Genomic DNA, 15,772 nt, shown 5'->3' on the forward strand with positions numbered 1-15,772 from the left:
GCGGCGCTCCGCCGCCCGGGCTGCTCCTACAGATGGGAGAACCATCAGCCCTTCAGCGCTTTCCAGATCTTGCCGACGACCATCACCACACCCAGCACTACCGCCCCCGCCACAATCCCCGCCACACCGTTGAGCAACAGCGGCACGATAACCCCTGCCCCGCCCGCCGCTGCGCCGACACCTTCAATCCAGTGATGCACCACCGGCACGCCATGGGTGAGGATCCCGCCACCCACCAGAAACATCGCCGCAGTGCCAATCACGGACAGGCTTTTCATCATGTACGGCGCCGCCCGCAGGATCGCGCCGCCAATGCTTTTGGCGAGTGCCGAGGTTTTTTGTGTGAGCCATAAGCCGAGATCATCGAGCTTGACGATGCCGGCCACCAGGCCGTAAACGCCGACGGTCATGACAATGGCAATCCCAGACAGCACGATCACCTGCTGGGTCAACGGTGCATCAGCCACGGTGCCGAGGGTGATGGCGATGATTTCTGCCGAGAGAATGAAGTCGGTGCGCACCGCGCCCTTGATCTTGTCCTTTTCGAAAGCCACCAAGTCGACTGCCGGATCGGCCACTGCTTCGGCCAATTGGGCATGCACGGCCTGATCCTCGGCGGGACTGTGGAGGAATTTGTGCGCGAGCTTTTCGAAGCCTTCGAAACACAGGTAGGCGCCGCCGACCATCAGCAGCGGCGTCACCAGCCAGGGCACGAAGGCACTGATGGCCAAGGCAGACGGAACCAGGATCAGCTTGTTCAGAAACGAGCCCTTGGCCACCGCCCAGACCACCGGAATTTCCCGCTCGGCACGCACCCCGGAGACTTGCTGGGCATTGAGTGCCAGATCGTCGCCAAGCACCCCGGCGGTCTTTTTTGCCGCCATCTTAGTCATCAGCGCGACGTCATCCAGCACCGCCGCGATGTCGTCGATCAGCACCAGCAAACTGCTTCCTGCCATGGCTTGAATGTTCCTGAGTAAGTGAATGTTTCGCAGCATAGCCTGCCCCGGCGCCAATGGGCATTCTTGAGCGCCGCGCAAGCCCGGTGCTACCATGCCCAACCGCCAGTACCGGCAAGGAACACCTTGGTTTATGAGCACTATCCGCGAGCGCAACAAACAACTGATCCTGCGTGCCGCCAGCGAAGAATTTGCCGATAAGGGCTTCGCCGCGACCAAAACCAGTGACATCGCGGCCAAGGCGGGCTTGCCCAAGCCCAACGTCTACTACTACTTCAAGTCCAAGGAGAACCTCTACCGCGAGGTCCTCGAGAGCATTATCGAGCCCATCCTGCAGGCTTCTACGCCGTTCAATGCCGACGGCGTCCCCCATGAAGTGCTCAGCGGCTACATCCGTTCGAAGATCCGCATCTCCCGCGACCTGCCCTTCGCCTCCAAGGTATTTGCCAGCGAAATCATGCACGGCGCACCGCACCTGAGTACCGACCTGGTGGAGCAGCTCAATGGCCAGGCCAAGCACAACATCGATTGCATCCAGACCTGGATCGACCGCGGCCAGATCGCCCCGATCGACCCCAATCACCTGATGTTCAGCATTTGGGCCGCGACCCAGACCTACGCCGACTTCGACTGGCAAATCTCCGCCATCACCGGCAAGGCCAAGCTGGATGAAGAGGATTATGAAGCGGCGGCGCAGACGATCATTCGGTTGGTGCTCAAGGGGATTGAGTTGGATTGATGGCGAAGCAGGAATCCGCTCCCTTGTAGGAGCAGCCCGGGCGGCGTTCCGCCGCTCGCGATGCAGGCGACTCGGTCTCAACTCAAACCCATACCGCATCCCACAGCGGATAGTCGCCAAGCTTTTCCACCAACCCCGCCCGCAAAGGATTGGCAACAACATAGCGGGCTACCTTCAGCAAATCCTCCTCCCGCCGCAGCGCCCGATCATAGAACCCTCTGTGCCAGAGATCAGCAGTTCGACCAGTAGCCTGCTTCACAGCTTTGGCGCTCAAAGACTTGGTTCGCTGCATCAATTCACTCAAAGATCCTTTCTGCAGTTCGATCAACCAATGAAAGTGATCCGGCATGACTACCCAGGCCAGCGAGCTCGCATAACCCAGGTTCTGAGCGCAGCGAAATTGATTGACCACCATCCTACCCAGGATGAAATCCCTGAATACCGGGACCCTGTGATGTGTAGTGGTGGTGAGCAGATAGATTCGGCCGGCTTCGGCATAGCGACCGATCCGCAAGCGATTGGCGGCAGGTAGATCAGGCATTCCTTTGCCTCCCATGTTCAGGTCATGAGAAGCCTAGCTCTGTGAATACGAGAAGGTATACCAACTGTTGGCTGGATGTGTCTGGTAAATGGCTATCGCGAGCAGGCTCGCTCCTACAGGGAAATGCATTCCAAGTGTAGGAGCGAGCCTGCTCGCGATGGCGTCAGATCAAGCGACGCAAATCAAGCCGCCACCCCCGCATCCGCCTGCAACCCCAATCCCAATCCCTCGATCGCAGTGATCGCACACTGCTCGTCGACATCCGACAGATCGCCGCTGATGCCCACCGCCCCCAGCACGTTACCCGCCTGATCCCGAATCAACACACCACCCGGTGCCGGCACCACGCTGCCCTGCCCCAGGCTGTTGAGCGCGGCGATGAAGGCCGGGCGTTGTTGGGCGTCCAGCGCCAGCAGGCGTGAGCCCTTGCCCAGGGCGATGGCGCCCCAGGCCTTGCCGATAGCGATTTGCGGGCGCAGCAGGCTGGCGCCGTCTTCGCGTTGCAAAGTGATCAGGTGGCCGCCGGCGTCCAGCACGGCAATGGTCAAAGGTGCTGCAGCGATTGCACGCCCTGCGGTGATGGCCTCGTTGGCCAGGTTGACTGCGACTTTCAAGGTTAAAGCGCTCATGGTGCCGTCCTCATTTTGTTTTTCGGAAAGCCGTGGGGCTGCTGCCTTTTGCCGCAGCCCGATGCAACAAATAGAACACAATGAGTTATTTTTTTGTATACAATAATTTTCGAAACGCGCCCTGTGCGACGAAACGCCACAGTATTTATAGGCCTTCGCCGAATGAAACGGGCGCTTGAGAAAATGGATTGACCTGCGCCGTCCGCCGTGAATACACTCTGCGCAAAGCCACTTGTATACAATTACAAAACGTAAAGAGGCACAAAACCATGAGCAAAATGAGAGCAATCGAAGCCGCCGTTCTGGTGATGCGCCGTGAAGGGGTTGATACCGCTTTTGGCATCCCCGGTGCCGCCATCAACCCGCTGTACTCCGCCTTGCAAAAGGTCGGCGGCATCGATCACGTCCTCGCTCGCCACGTTGAAGGCGCCTCGCACATGGCCGAGGGCTACACCCGCACCAAGGCCGGCAACATCGGCGTGTGCATCGGTACTTCCGGGCCAGCGGGCACCGACATGGTCACCGGCCTCTATAGCGCCTCGGCCGACTCGATCCCTATCCTCTGCATCACCGGCCAGGCACCCCGCGCCCGTATGCACAAGGAAGACTTCCAGGCTGTCGACATCACCAGCATCGTCAAGCCAGTGACCAAGTGGGCGACCACCGTTCTCGAACCGGGCCAGGTGCCTTACGCGTTCCAGAAAGCCTTCTTTGAAATGCGCTCCGGCCGTCCCGGCCCGGTGCTGATCGACCTGCCGTTCGACGTGCAGATGGCGGAAATCGAATTCGACATCGACGCCTACCAGCCACTGCCGCTGGCCAAGCCGACCGCGAGCCGCGTGCAAGTGGAAAAAGCCTTGGCCCTGCTGGACCAGGCCGAGCGTCCATTGTTGGTAGCCGGTGGTGGCATCATCAATGCCGACGCCAGCGACCTGCTGGTGGAATTCGCCGAGCTGACCGGTATTCCAGTCGTCCCGACCCTGATGGGTTGGGGCACTATCCCTGACGATCACCCGTTGATGGTCGGCATGGTTGGCCTGCAGACATCGCACCGCTACGGCAACGCGACCATGCTGAAATCCGACGTGGTATTGGGCATCGGTAACCGTTGGGCCAACCGCCACACCGGTTCGGTCGACGTCTATACCGAAGGCCGCAAGTTCATTCACGTCGACATCGAAGGCACGCAGATTGGCCGCGTATTCACCCCGGACCTGGGCATCGTGTCCGACGCCGCTGCCGCGCTGACCGTGTTCATCGAAGTCGCTCGCGAATGGCAAGCCGCCGGTAAATTGAAGAACCGCAGCGCCTGGCTGCAAGACTGCCAGCAGCGCAAGGCCAGCCTGCAACGCAAGACTCACTTCGACAACGTGCCGGTCAAGCCACAGCGCGTGTACGAAGAGATGAACCAGGTGTTCGGCAAAGACACCTGCTACGTCAGCACCATCGGTCTGTCGCAGATTGCCGGCGCGCAATTCCTGCACGTCTACAAGCCGCGTCACTGGATCAACTGCGGTCAGGCCGGCCCATTGGGCTGGACCATCCCGGCCGCCCTGGGCGTGGTCAAGGCTGACCCGAACCGCAAGGTTGTGGCACTCTCCGGCGACTACGACTTCCAGTTCATGATCGAAGAGCTGGCGGTGGGCGCGCAGTTCAAACTGCCGTACATCCACGTCGTGGTGAACAACTCGTACCTGGGTCTGATTCGTCAGGCGCAGCGCGGTTTCGACATGGACTACTGCGTACAGCTGTCCTTCGACAACCTCAACGCACCGGAGCTCAACGGCTACGGGGTTGACCACGTCGCGGTTGCAGAAGGCCTCGGTTGCAAGGCTCTGCGCGTGTTCGAGCCGGCGGAAATCCAGCCTGCCCTGCGCAAGGCTCAGGAGTTGATCGAGGAGTTCAAGGTTCCGGTGATCGTCGAGATTATCCTGGAGCGCGTGACCAACATTTCCATGGGCACCGAAATCAACGCGGTCAACGAATTCGAAGACCTGGCGCTGGTCGGCAACGACGCACCAACTGCGATCTCGATGCTCGATTAACAGCTAACGGCTCTCCCTGTAGGAGCGAGCCTGCTCGCGATAGCGTCGGCACATTCAACATTAATGTTGGCCGACACTACGCCATCGCGAGCAGGCTCGCTCCTACAAGGGGAGAGACCTCACAAGATTCACGGGAGACCACCATGCCGCGTTTCGCAGCCAACCTGTCCATGCTGTTCACCGAACAGGATTTCCTCGCCCGCTTCGAAGCAGCCGCCAAAGCCGGTTTCAGCGGTGTCGAATACCTGTTCCCGTACGACTTCAGTTCCGCCGAAATCAAGGCCCAGCTCGATGCCCACGGCCTGACCCAGGTGCTGTTCAACCTGCCGGCCGGTGACTGGGCCAAGGGTGAACGCGGGATCGCCTGCCACCCGGATCGCGTGGAAGAGTTCCGCGCCGGTGTTGACCTGGCTATCGCCTACGCACAAGTGCTGGGCAATACCCAAATTAACTGCCTGGCCGGGATCCGCCCACAAGGCGTGGACGATGCCACGGTGGAAAAAACCTTCGTCGCCAACCTCAAGTTTGCTGCCGAGAAGCTGCAGGCGGCGGGCCTGAAACTGGTGATGGAAGCGATCAACACCCGCGATATCCCGGGCTTCTACCTGAACAACACCGCCCAGGCCCTGTCGATCCGCGAACAAGTCGGCAGCACCAACCTGTTCCTGCAATACGACATCTACCACATGCAAATCATGGAAGGTGACCTGGCGCGCACGATGCAGTCGCACCTGGGCGAGATCAACCACATTCAACTGGCGGACAACCCGGGCCGTAACGAGCCAGGCACCGGTGAAATCAACTACCGCTTCCTGTTCGAACACCTGGACCGCATCGGTTACCAGGGCTGGGTGGGTTGCGAATACAAGCCGCTGACCACCACCGAAGCCGGCCTGGGCTGGTTGAAAACCCATAACGCGATCTGACCCATTACCTGTAGGAGCGAGCCTGCTCGCGAATGCGGTGATTCAGACAACACGGATGTTGAATGTTCCACCGCATTCGCGAGCAGGCTCGCTCCCACCCCCAATTTGCTTGAGCAGTACAAAAACAAGAGGATTTTCTCATGGCTAAAATCGGATTTATCGGCACCGGCATCATGGGCCACCCAATGGCGGCGAACCTGCAGAAAGCCGGTCACAGCCTGTTCCTGTCGGCGCACCACGACGCCGCCCCTGCCGACCTGGTTGCCGCTGGCGCCGTCGCCCTGGCGAACCCGAAAGAAGTCGCCCAGGAAGCCGAATTCATCATCGTCATGGTCCCGGATACCCCGCAGGTTGACGACGTGCTGTTCCGTGCCGATGGCGTTGCCGCTGGCGTTGGCAAAGGCAAAGTCGTGATCGACATGAGCTCGATCTCGCCGACTGCCACCAAGGCTTTCGCCGCCAAAATCGCCGAAAAAGGCGCTCAGTACCTCGACGCCCCAGTGTCCGGCGGTGAAGTCGGTGCCAAGGCCGCGACCCTGAGCATCATGGTCGGTGGTGACGCCGACGCGTTCGAACGCGCCCTGCCGCTGTTCCAGGCCATGGGCAAGAACATCACCCTGGTCGGTGGCAATGGCGACGGCCAGACCGCGAAAGTGGCGAACCAGATCATCGTGGCGCTGAACATCCAGGCCGTGGCCGAAGCCTTGCTGTTCGCCTCGAAAAACGGTGCCGATCCAGCCAAGGTGCGTGAAGCGCTGATGGGCGGTTTCGCTTCCTCGAAAATCCTCGAAGTGCACGGCGACCGCATGATCAAAGGCACCTTCGATCCAGGCTTCCGCATCAGCCTGCACCAGAAAGACCTGAACCTTGCCCTGCAAGGCGCCAAGGAACTGAACATCAACCTGCCAAACACCGCCAACACCCAGCAGGTGTTCAGCACTTGCGCGGCGATCGGTGGCAGCAACTGGGACCACTCGGCGCTGATCAAAGGCCTGGAGCACATGGCGAATTTCTCGATTCGCGATAAACAATAAGGCCCGCCTAAACCTGTGGGAGCCAGCCCGGGCGGCGCTCCGCTGCTAGCGATGCAGTCAACGCGGTGTGTCTGATAGACCTCAGCGCCTGAATCGCCAGCAGGCTGGCCCTCACAGAATGCCAGCTCCCACAGGGACCGAGTTACTCCATTGCTTTCGCTTCACCCCAATAACAAGAATTCCCGGGAGCCCGCCATGTCGGTCGATCCGCAACAATTTCTGCGCGACCTGTTCGCCACCGCCATCGACGCGGCCCATCCGCAACAGGTGCTCGAAGCCCATCTGCCCGCCGATCGCACGGGCCGCGTCATTGTCATCGGCGCCGGCAAGGCTGCCGCCGCCATGGCCCAAGTGGTCGAGCGCTGCTGGCAGGGCGACGTCTCTGGCCTGGTGGTGACCCGCTACGGCCACGGCGCGCCGTGCGAAAAAATCGAAGTGGTCGAAGCCGCTCACCCAGTGCCGGATGCCGCCGGCCAGGCCGTGGCCAAACGCGTCTTCGAACTGGTCAGCAACCTCAGCGAAGACGACCGGGTGATTTTCCTGCTCTCCGGCGGTGGCTCTGCCCTGCTGGCACTGCCTGCCGAAGGCATCACCCTGGCCGACAAACAGTCGATCAACAAAGCCCTGCTCAAGTCCGGCGCGAGCATTGGCGAGATGAACTGCGTGCGCAAGCACCTCTCGGCGATCAAGGGCGGACGCCTGGGCAAGGCCTGCTGGCCTGCCACTGTTTATACCTACGCGATTTCCGATGTACCGGGCGACCTCGCCACGGTCATCGCCTCTGGCCCGACAGTGGCCGATCCGAGCACCAGCGCCGAAGCCCTGGCGATCCTCAAGCGCTACAACATCGAGATTCCGGCCTCGGTACACACCTGGCTGAACAGCCCGGAATCGGAAACCGTCAAACCCGGCGACCTGGCTCTGGCCCGCAGCCATTTCCAGCTGATCGCCCGCCCGCAGCAATCCCTCGAAGCTGCAGCGGTGAAATGCCGCCAGGCCGGTTTCAGCCCGTTGATCCTCGGTGACCTCGAAGGCGAATCCCGGGAAGTGGCGAAAGTCCACGCCGGCATCGCCCGCCAGGTGATTCTCCACGGCCAGCCGCTGGCCGCACCTTGCGTGATCCTCTCCGGTGGCGAAACCACCGTGACCGTGCGTGGCAATGGCCGTGGCGGACGCAATGCCGAGTTCCTGCTGAGCCTGACCGACAGCCTCAAGGGCCTGCCGGGTGTCTACGCCCTGGCCGGTGACACCGACGGTATCGACGGCTCCGAAGACAACGCCGGCGCCATCATGACCCCGGATAGCTACGCCCGCGCCGCCGCCCTGGGCCTGAGCGCCAGCGACGAACTGGATAACAACAACGGCTACGGTTACTTCGAGGCGCTCGACGCGCTGATCGTCACCGAGCCAACCCGCACCAACGTCAACGACTTCCGCGCCATCCTGATCCTCGAGACTCCTAAACATGACGCCTGACAAAAAAGTCAAAATCCTCGCCACCCTCGGCCCTGCCACCGACGGCATCGAAGACATTCGTGAATTGGTGCTGGCCGGGGTCAACATCTTTCGCCTGAACTTCAGCCATGGCGATCACGCCGACCACGCCCAGCGCTACCAGTGGATTCGCGAAGTCGAGCGCCAGCTCAATTATCCGCTGGGGATCCTCATGGACCTGCAAGGCCCGAAACTGCGGGTCGGCAAGTTTGCCGAAGGCAAGGTGCAACTGGTCCGTGGTCAGGCCCTGCGCCTGGACCTCGACACCACCCCGGGCGATGAACGCCGGGTCAACCTGCCGCACCCGGAAATCATCGCCGCGCTGGAACCGGGCATGGACCTGCTGCTCGATGACGGCAAGCTGCGCCTGCGAGTCGTCAGCAAATACAGCGACGCCATCGACACCACCGTGCTCAATGGAGGCGAATTGTCGGACCGCAAAGGCGTTAACGTCCCACAAGCGGTGCTCGACCTCAGCCCACTGACCGCCAAGGATCGCCGCGACCTGAGCTTCGGCCTGGAGCTGGGGGTGGACTGGGTTGCTCTGTCGTTCGTGCAGCGCCCGGAGGACATCATCGAAGCCCGTGCGCTGATCGGCGACAGAGCTTTCCTGATGGCCAAGATCGAGAAGCCGTCAGCGGTGGAAAAACTGCGGGAAATCGCCGAACTGAGCGACGCGATCATGGTAGCCCGCGGTGACCTGGGCGTAGAAGTTCCAGCCGAAAGCGTGCCGCAGATTCAGAAAGACATCATCAGCACCTGCCGCCAGCTCGGTAAGCCGGTGGTGGTCGCGACGCAGATGCTCGAGTCGATGCGCTTCTCGCCGGCGCCGACCCGCGCCGAAGTGACCGACGTCGCCACCGCAGTCGCCGAAGGCACGGACGCGGTGATGTTGTCGGCGGAAACCGCGTCCGGGGAATACCCGCTGGAAGCCGTACAGATGATGAGCAAGATCATCCGTCAGGTTGAAGGCGGCCCGGATTACCAGGCACAGCTGGACGTCAGCCGGCCGAAAGCCGAAGCCACCACCTCGGACGCCATCAGTTGCGCGATCCGCCGCATCAGCAACATTCTGCCGGTGGCGGTGCTGGTCAACTACAGCGAATCCGGCACCTCGAGCTTGCGCGCAGCGCGGGAGCGTCCGGCGGTACCGATCCTCAACCTGACCCCGAACCTGACCACCGCCCGCCGCCTGAGCGTGGCCTGGGGCGTGCACTCGGTGGTCAACGATCGCCTGCGCCAGGTCGACGAAGTCTGCTCCACCGCCCTGGAAATTGCCCAGGCACAAGGCATGGCGCAGCGCGGCGACACTCTGCTGATCACCGCTGGCGTGCCTTTTGGCCAGCCGGGTTCGACTAACTCGTTGCGTATCGAGACGTTGATCTAGAACGCATTTGCCGGCCTTATCGCGAGCAGCCTCGCTCCTACCAGCTTTCTGTAGGAGCGAGCCTGCTCGCGATGCAGGCACCTCGGTCCCCCCTACTTGCAAAACTGCCATGCCTGCCCATCATTTCAATACCCACTGCCCCGACTGGGCCGAAGCCCTGCTCAATGGCTTCAGCCAGATATTCCTGCAACGCAACCCTTTGTGCGGCCTGCTGTGCCTGCTGGCCATCCTGTTCACCGCCCCAAACCTGCTCGGTGGCGCGCTGCTGGGCGGCGTGGCCGGCCTGCTGACTGCGCAACGTCGCGGCTATGCCAAGGCCGATCGCCAGGCTGGGCTGTACAGCTATAACGGTGTGTTGATCGGCCTGTTGCTGAGCCTGCATTTCAGTTGGTCGGCGCTGCTCGCACCACTGATTCTGGCCAGCGGCGGCCTCAGTGCGATGCTCACCGAGCAATGGCTCAAGCGCACCCGCGAACAGCGTTTCCTCCCGGCCTACACGGCGCCCTTCGTGCTGCTCGGTTGGCTGCTCCTGAGCTTCGCCGCGCCAAGTGAGGCCGCGCCTGCGCCAATACTCGAACTGTCGACCCTGAACCTTGTGGCCGGCGTATTCAAAGGCCTGGGTCAGGTGGTATTCCTCGACGCGCCGCTGGCCGGGATCCTGATCGCCAGCGGCCTGCTGCTGGCCGATCAGCGTGCCGCCGGCTGGGCCCTGCTCGGGTCTGCCGTCGGCTTGCTTTGCGCGCTCTGGCTACACGACGCCCCTGCCGCCCTGCTCGGCCAGCATGGCTACAACCCGGCTTTGGCAGCCCTGGCCCTCAGTCAGCAACGCCAACAATCCTGGCTGCCGCTGCTGGGCATCGGCCTGGCGATCCTGCTCACGCCGCTGTTCGCCGCTGCGGGCCTGGCGCCTCTGACCGCGCCCTTCATCCTCGCCTGCTGGCTACTGCGCATCGGCATCCGCCCGCTACGCCGCACCCACGACGAGCGTGCTCCTTGCCAAACCCCGGAGAATCACCCTAGGCTGCGCTGATTTACGTTCAAGGCCGTGCAAATGGACAGCAAGGACACGTGGCGCAATCGCCTCTACGTGATGATTTTTCAGACCGACACGGTGGCGGGTCGACGCTTCGACAGCACCTTGCTGTTGATCATCCTCGCCAGCCTGGTGGTGGTGATTCTCGACAGCATCGATGAGGTGCATCAGAACTACGCCAGCCTGCTCGCCTACATCGAGTGGGGCTTCACGGTGATCTTCCTCGGCGAGTACATTCTGCGCCTGTACTGCTCACCCAAACCGTTGCGCTACGCCTTCAGCTTCTATGGCCTGGTGGACCTGCTGGCGATCGTCCCGGGGATCCTCGCCCTGTATTACGCCGACGCCCAGTATCTGCTGATCATCCGGGTGATCCGCATGCTGCGAATTTTTCGCGTGCTCAAGCTTGGTCCCTACCTCAAGCAGGCCCACTATCTGTTGGACGCGCTGCGCGGCAGCAAACAGAAAATTCTGGTGTTCCTGCTCAGCGTCTGCACCCTGGTGACGGTGTTCGGCACCCTGATGTATGTGGTTGAAGGGCCGGAGCACGGCTTTACCAGCATTCCCAAGGGTATCTATTGGGCCATCGTCACCCTGACCACCGTCGGCTATGGCGACATCGTGCCCAAGACCGTACTCGGGCAGATCATTTCGTCGATGGTAATGATCACCGGTTACTCGATCATCGCCGTGCCCACCGGGATTTTCACCGCCGAACTGGCCAACGCCATGCGCGGCGAAAAACTCCAGCACGACTGCCCGGTGTGCAGCAAAAATAACCACGAGCATGGCGCCGCCTACTGCTCACGTTGCGGCAATCTGTTATTCAAGAAAATCGAATAAGCAAAGCACTTTTTAATCTTTAAAGACCTATGCAGCCCCGGCTATAGTCGACGGCAAATTGCCTTCACTCTCTCGAACAAAAGGAATGTGCAGTGAAAAAAATCTTCGCCGCCTCACTTCTGGCCGCTGGCCTGACCCTCGCCAGCGTGGCGCAAGCCGCACCCACCCTGCTGAACGTGTCCTACGACGTGATGCGCGACTTCTACAAGGACTACAACGCGGCCTTCCAGAAGCACTGGCAAGCCGAGCACAAGGAAAACATCACCCTGCAGATGTCCTTTGGTGGTTCCAGCAAGCAAGCGCGTTCGGTCATCGACGGCCTGCCGGCTGACGTCATTACCATGAACATGGCCACCGACATCAACGCCCTCGCCGACAACGGCAAGCTGGTGCCGGACAACTGGGTTACCCGCCTGCCAAACAACAGCGCGCCGTTCACCTCGGCCACCGTGTTCATCGTCCGCAAAGGCAACCCGAAAGCCCTGAAAGACTGGCCGGACCTGCTCAAGGACGGCGTACAGGTGATCGTGCCCAACCCCAAGACCTCGGGTAACGGCCGCTACACCTACCTGTCGGCCTGGGGCTACGTGCTGAAAAACGGTGGCGACGAGAACAAAGCCAAGGACTTCGTCGGCAAGCTGTTCAAGCAGGCACCAGTGCTCGACACCGGTGGCCGTGCCGCTACCACCACCTTCATGACCAACCAGATCGGCGACGTGCTGGTGACCTTCGAGAACGAGGCGGAAATGATCGCCCGCGAATTCGGTCGCGACCAGTTTGAAGTGATCTACCCGAGCGTCTCCGCCGAAGCCGAGCCGCCAGTGACCGTGGTCGACAAAGTCGTCGACAAGAAAGGCACCCGCGCCGCCGCCGAGGAATACCTGAAGTACCTGTGGTCGCCAGAAGGCCAGGAAATTGCTGCCGCCAACTACCTGCGTCCACGTGACCCGCAAGTGCTGGCCAAGTACACCGATCGCTTCCCGAAAGTCGACTTCCTGTCGGTGGAAAAAACCTTCGGTGACTGGCGCACCGTGCAGAAAACCCACTTCAACGATGGCGGTGTTTTCGACCAGATCTACAGTGGCCAATAAGCTGCGCTGAAAGTGAAAAAGGCGACCCGCGGGTCGCCTTATTTGTCGCTGCCCGTTCTAGGGCAACATCGCTTCCACTTCCACTTCGATCAGCCACTGCGGCAAGGACAGCCCGCTGACAATCACCCATGAAGATGCCGGCGGGTTAGCCGGGAAGCGCTCCAGCAATACTTGGGTGATCTGCTCTTGCTCATCCCGTGCAGCCTCGACGATGTATATCCGCATCATCACCACATGGGACAAATCCCCGCCCGCCTCGCGCAGTATCGTCTCGATATTGTCGAACGCCTTGTCAGTCTGCTCACGCAACCCGGGCGCCACCGTGCGCTCATGCGCATCGACACCGACCTGACCGGACAACAACAAATGACGCCCGCCACTGACCTCAACCGCCTGGCTGAACCCGTACTGCAGCGAGTTGAAAACACTGGAGGGATTTAACACCGACTTGTGCATGAAGACTCCTGACTCCCTGGAATGACCGGAAAATCTAAATCAACCGGTATCAGGGTTCCAGTGCCTGCAACATCCGGAAACTCAAGGGTAGTGATTGCCAGCGCCAAAAATCAAGTGCCTAAAGAAGCCCCTGGCGATTAGCCTCCGACCAAATAAAAGGGGATGTCAATTTAAGGTAGTCAGCAGGCAGCTGATACTGCAAGTACTCCTGATACCGCCTGGCTCTGATCTCTCGGCATATTGCGTCATCCAACCCCAAGGTTTCTATCGTTTCCTCGATCAACCTCGTCGGCTGAGCAGCAATGCCTGGCTTTGGATAAATATGCCCAGTGGATAACTGCAAACGAAAAAGATCTTTTGCCAAGTAGAATGGATCTAACACCGTATTGTAATCACGCTTGCGACTGTTCATGGTTGAGCACGCGAGGCGATAATTAGCCCACTCATAAATATCCGCAGCGCTTACAGACTTGGCGACAAAATGATCGACACTCACTCCGCCGACTCGCTCGAAATAAATGCCTAGATAAGCACAAATACCCTCATAAGCGACATGAAGGTCTGTAAGGCTCTCACGCCAGTAGGGGCTCACCTCAGTCCCAGAAGGAAGTGGCTTGTTCAGCGCCAGCCCCTTCGACTTCAAATGTGCAATACCTTTGACTCGAACCTTAGCATTGAACGACGCAGGCTCCGGTTGCCCTCGTACAGGAATCATTTGAGCCATCCCTGTTTTAGACCTACGTATCTCCAGCGAATCCAGAACGGATCGGTATCACCCAACAACTCTCGCAATCTACCATCCAGGGAAATCGCCAGTTGCGCATCAATTACTTCTTCAGACAAGACCTTGGAAGCCTCCTCCAACACCCTCTCAGACTCGATGGAACGAGCACTTCCCAAATCGAATGCGTCGCTTGTCAACCACCGGGAAACTTCTCCTAAACGAACAAACTCACGTTGTTTAAACTGAACTTCAGTCTTGCCGTTCTTTTTGTTCTTTGACAAATCCAGGTCAAACCAGGCGTCTTGTGACCTGTCGAAACGAGGTTCGACTGAAGCCATGACGAGAGGTGAATGAGTTACCAGAAGAATTTGTACCTGGGCGCTTGGAGAAAGAGCCGTCACGACATCAAGTAAAGCGCCGACCACCGAGCGCTGCCAGCGGGGGTGCAAGTGAGACTCCACTTCGTCGATCAAAAAGGTCAGACGCGGAGTCGTTTCCTGCCCCAAAAGAGCCGACGCCTTGACATGTTCCTGCCAACTCCAGACCAGCAGATACGCAATCGCAAGTATGCGTTTCATTCCAGACGATGCATGAACAACCGGTACATTCTGCCCATAGGGCATCTTTAAAGTGGGAATATCTCGAGGGTCATCCAGGCCAATGCGGGTCAGCGGCCCCATCACGAGTGTTTCTCCCTCTTCAGGAGATAACTTGGCTAGCGCTGCGCACAAGTGGTCATATGACTCACCTTTTTCTTTGTACCAACTTGCCCAGTCCGAAATCAGCCCGTTGCATAAGAGGCCTCGCTCACCGTCGACGAGACCATCCCAAATTTCACGTGAGCTGAATACATAACCTGGCACTCTATCCTGGACATCGAGATTGCCTTTCTTCAGCCAGTAATTCCTGGCAGGGTCCCAGGCAGCAAAACTCCCATCCGCCATGGCGTAGAGTACTAAGCCCGGGTTGATAGGCCGTCCCGCCTTACCCGTCCATGCTTGATCCAACGAAGAAAAAGACGTCGAATAAGAAACATCCTTGGTTTTCGCGGATACTGAAAAATCGATCCTTGCCTTTGTTGAGTCGTTCGGACGGACCATATTGCCACCCGTCAACGCCCGATTTAAATCGCTGGGCCAACGCCGGGTCAATGCCCACCACGCTATATCCAGCAAAAAGCTTTTACCCAAACCATTGTCACCAGTGATCAAATTCAACCGACTGGAGAATTCCACTTCCATTTCTGGAAGCGGCCCTACATGGCTAAGTTTCAAGCTTTTTAACACAATCCCACCCCACTTTTTGTCCCGCGGATTTACCGGACAGGATAATAGACGTAGATCGCGCCTCCGTTGCAGCGCTTTCTGCATTATTCAAGTCAAGCGGCGAACATTGCCCCTCTACGCTCAACGCTGGAGCAACCTCAGTACACATAGCGCAGACTAAAAATTACTGATAATGCCTGCCCAACCCCGAAGGCACGCCATGGATATCGGTGTCTTCCCACGGGCCTTTGGGGCTGATGCTGCGGCTCCAGCCATTGTTCCAGCGGTAGTAGGTGCGCTGGCGATAGAACACGTTGCTCTGGTCGTCGAGCACGTAGACCCCAAGCTTCGCATCCCAATGGCTGTTGCCGCCCGGTGGCGGGGCAAAGCTGGCGGAAGTGCGTGGCTGCGGCTTGGCCGGGGCGTTGGGGATCACCGGCTTGCCTGGCGGGGTCGACGGGCCGGGCTTGATGGTGGGTCGCGGTTCGGGGATGGGCGGCGCCGGCCCGGTATCCGGGCTTGGACGCTGGACCGCACATGCGCTTAACCCCAGGACCAGACTGAGCAGGGTGATACGGGCGATGGCGGTCATAGCGGTTTTCCTGG

Annotated in this window: 16 protein-coding genes; 9 read left to right on the top strand and 7 right to left on the bottom strand. The window is 59.8% G+C overall.

From position 1 onward, the window contains the following. Positions 1–44: 44 nt before the first annotated feature. Positions 45–959, bottom strand: a complete 915-nt coding sequence (locus NR126_RS11090; protein WP_256830217.1) for a DUF808 domain-containing protein — start codon at positions 957–959, stop codon at positions 45–47. Positions 960–1,092: 133 nt separating this feature from the next. On the opposite strand from NR126_RS11090, the gene NR126_RS11095 reads away from it, so the two are divergent. Continuing rightward, a complete protein-coding gene (locus tag NR126_RS11095; protein WP_027621067.1) occupies positions 1,093–1,698 on the top strand; it encodes a TetR/AcrR family transcriptional regulator in 606 nt (201 codons plus the stop codon). Between the two features lie 82 nt (positions 1,699–1,780). Here NR126_RS11095 and NR126_RS11100 read toward each other — a convergent pair whose 3' ends face one another. Together NR126_RS11100 and NR126_RS11105 are read right to left on the bottom strand one after the other, a co-directional pair. Continuing rightward, the gene (locus NR126_RS11100; RefSeq protein WP_027621066.1) at positions 1,781–2,239 is read right to left on the bottom strand and encodes a transposase; all 459 of its coding nucleotides are present in this window, start codon (positions 2,237–2,239) and stop codon (positions 1,781–1,783) included. Between the two features lie 182 nt (positions 2,240–2,421). After that, the gene (locus NR126_RS11105) at positions 2,422–2,868 is read right to left on the bottom strand and encodes a heme-binding protein (RefSeq protein ID WP_027621065.1); all 447 of its coding nucleotides are present in this window, start codon (positions 2,866–2,868) and stop codon (positions 2,422–2,424) included. A gap of 269 nt (positions 2,869–3,137) precedes the next feature. Here NR126_RS11105 and gcl point away from each other — a divergent pair, with 269 nt between their 5' ends. From gcl to NR126_RS11145, 8 genes are all read left to right on the top strand, one after another. Then, positions 3,138–4,913, top strand: a complete 1,776-nt coding sequence (gcl, locus tag NR126_RS11110; protein WP_027621064.1) for a glyoxylate carboligase — start codon at positions 3,138–3,140, stop codon at positions 4,911–4,913. Between the two features lie 143 nt (positions 4,914–5,056). Beyond that, entirely contained in the window at positions 5,057–5,839 is a 783-nt protein-coding gene (gene hyi, locus NR126_RS11115; RefSeq protein WP_105754372.1) for a hydroxypyruvate isomerase, read from the top strand. A gap of 140 nt (positions 5,840–5,979) precedes the next feature. Then, entirely contained in the window at positions 5,980–6,873 is an 894-nt protein-coding gene (locus tag NR126_RS11120; RefSeq protein WP_027621062.1) for a 2-hydroxy-3-oxopropionate reductase, read from the top strand. Positions 6,874–7,068: 195 nt separating this feature from the next. Then, positions 7,069–8,349, top strand: coding sequence for a glycerate kinase (locus NR126_RS11125; protein WP_256830218.1), 1,281 nt, complete (start codon positions 7,069–7,071; stop codon positions 8,347–8,349). Continuing rightward, the gene (gene pyk, locus NR126_RS11130; RefSeq protein WP_027621060.1) at positions 8,339–9,754 is read left to right on the top strand and encodes a pyruvate kinase; all 1,416 of its coding nucleotides are present in this window, start codon (positions 8,339–8,341) and stop codon (positions 9,752–9,754) included. Before NR126_RS11125 ends, pyk begins: the two co-directional genes overlap by 11 nt. 109 nt (positions 9,755–9,863) lie before the next feature. Further along, positions 9,864–10,784 (top strand): urea transporter, encoded by a 921-nt coding sequence (locus NR126_RS11135; protein WP_256830219.1) that lies wholly within the window; start codon positions 9,864–9,866, stop codon positions 10,782–10,784. Between the two features lie 21 nt (positions 10,785–10,805). Next, entirely contained in the window at positions 10,806–11,630 is an 825-nt protein-coding gene (locus NR126_RS11140) for an ion transporter (protein WP_027621058.1), read from the top strand. 92 nt (positions 11,631–11,722) lie between these two features. Beyond that, positions 11,723–12,721: a sulfate ABC transporter substrate-binding protein gene (locus NR126_RS11145; protein ID WP_027621057.1), complete on the top strand. Its 999-nt coding sequence runs from the start codon at positions 11,723–11,725 to the stop codon at positions 12,719–12,721. A gap of 57 nt (positions 12,722–12,778) precedes the next feature. Here the strand turns inward: NR126_RS11145 and NR126_RS11150 are convergent, their stop codons facing one another. The 4 genes from NR126_RS11150 to NR126_RS11165 all read right to left on the bottom strand — a co-directional run bounded on the left by NR126_RS11150 (position 12,779) and on the right by NR126_RS11165 (position 15,758). Then, positions 12,779–13,177: a RidA family protein gene (locus tag NR126_RS11150; protein WP_027621056.1), complete on the bottom strand. Its 399-nt coding sequence runs from the start codon at positions 13,175–13,177 to the stop codon at positions 12,779–12,781. A 118-nt stretch (positions 13,178–13,295) separates the two neighbouring features. Beyond that, entirely contained in the window at positions 13,296–13,892 is a 597-nt protein-coding gene (locus NR126_RS11155) for a hypothetical protein (protein ID WP_256830220.1), read from the bottom strand. Next, positions 13,889–15,271, bottom strand: a complete 1,383-nt coding sequence (locus NR126_RS11160) for an AAA family ATPase (protein ID WP_256350919.1) — start codon at positions 15,269–15,271, stop codon at positions 13,889–13,891. Before NR126_RS11160 ends, NR126_RS11155 begins: the two co-directional genes overlap by 4 nt. 79 nt (positions 15,272–15,350) lie before the next feature. Continuing rightward, positions 15,351–15,758 carry a hypothetical protein gene (locus NR126_RS11165; protein WP_027621053.1) on the bottom strand — a complete coding sequence of 136 codons (408 nt, stop codon included), beginning with the start codon at positions 15,756–15,758 and terminating at the stop codon, positions 15,351–15,353. Between the last annotated feature and the right edge of the window lie 14 nt (positions 15,759–15,772).

The organism is Pseudomonas sp. Pse1 (assembly GCF_024519635.1).
In the GTDB taxonomy this organism is placed as follows: domain Bacteria; phylum Pseudomonadota; class Gammaproteobacteria; order Pseudomonadales; family Pseudomonadaceae; genus Aquipseudomonas.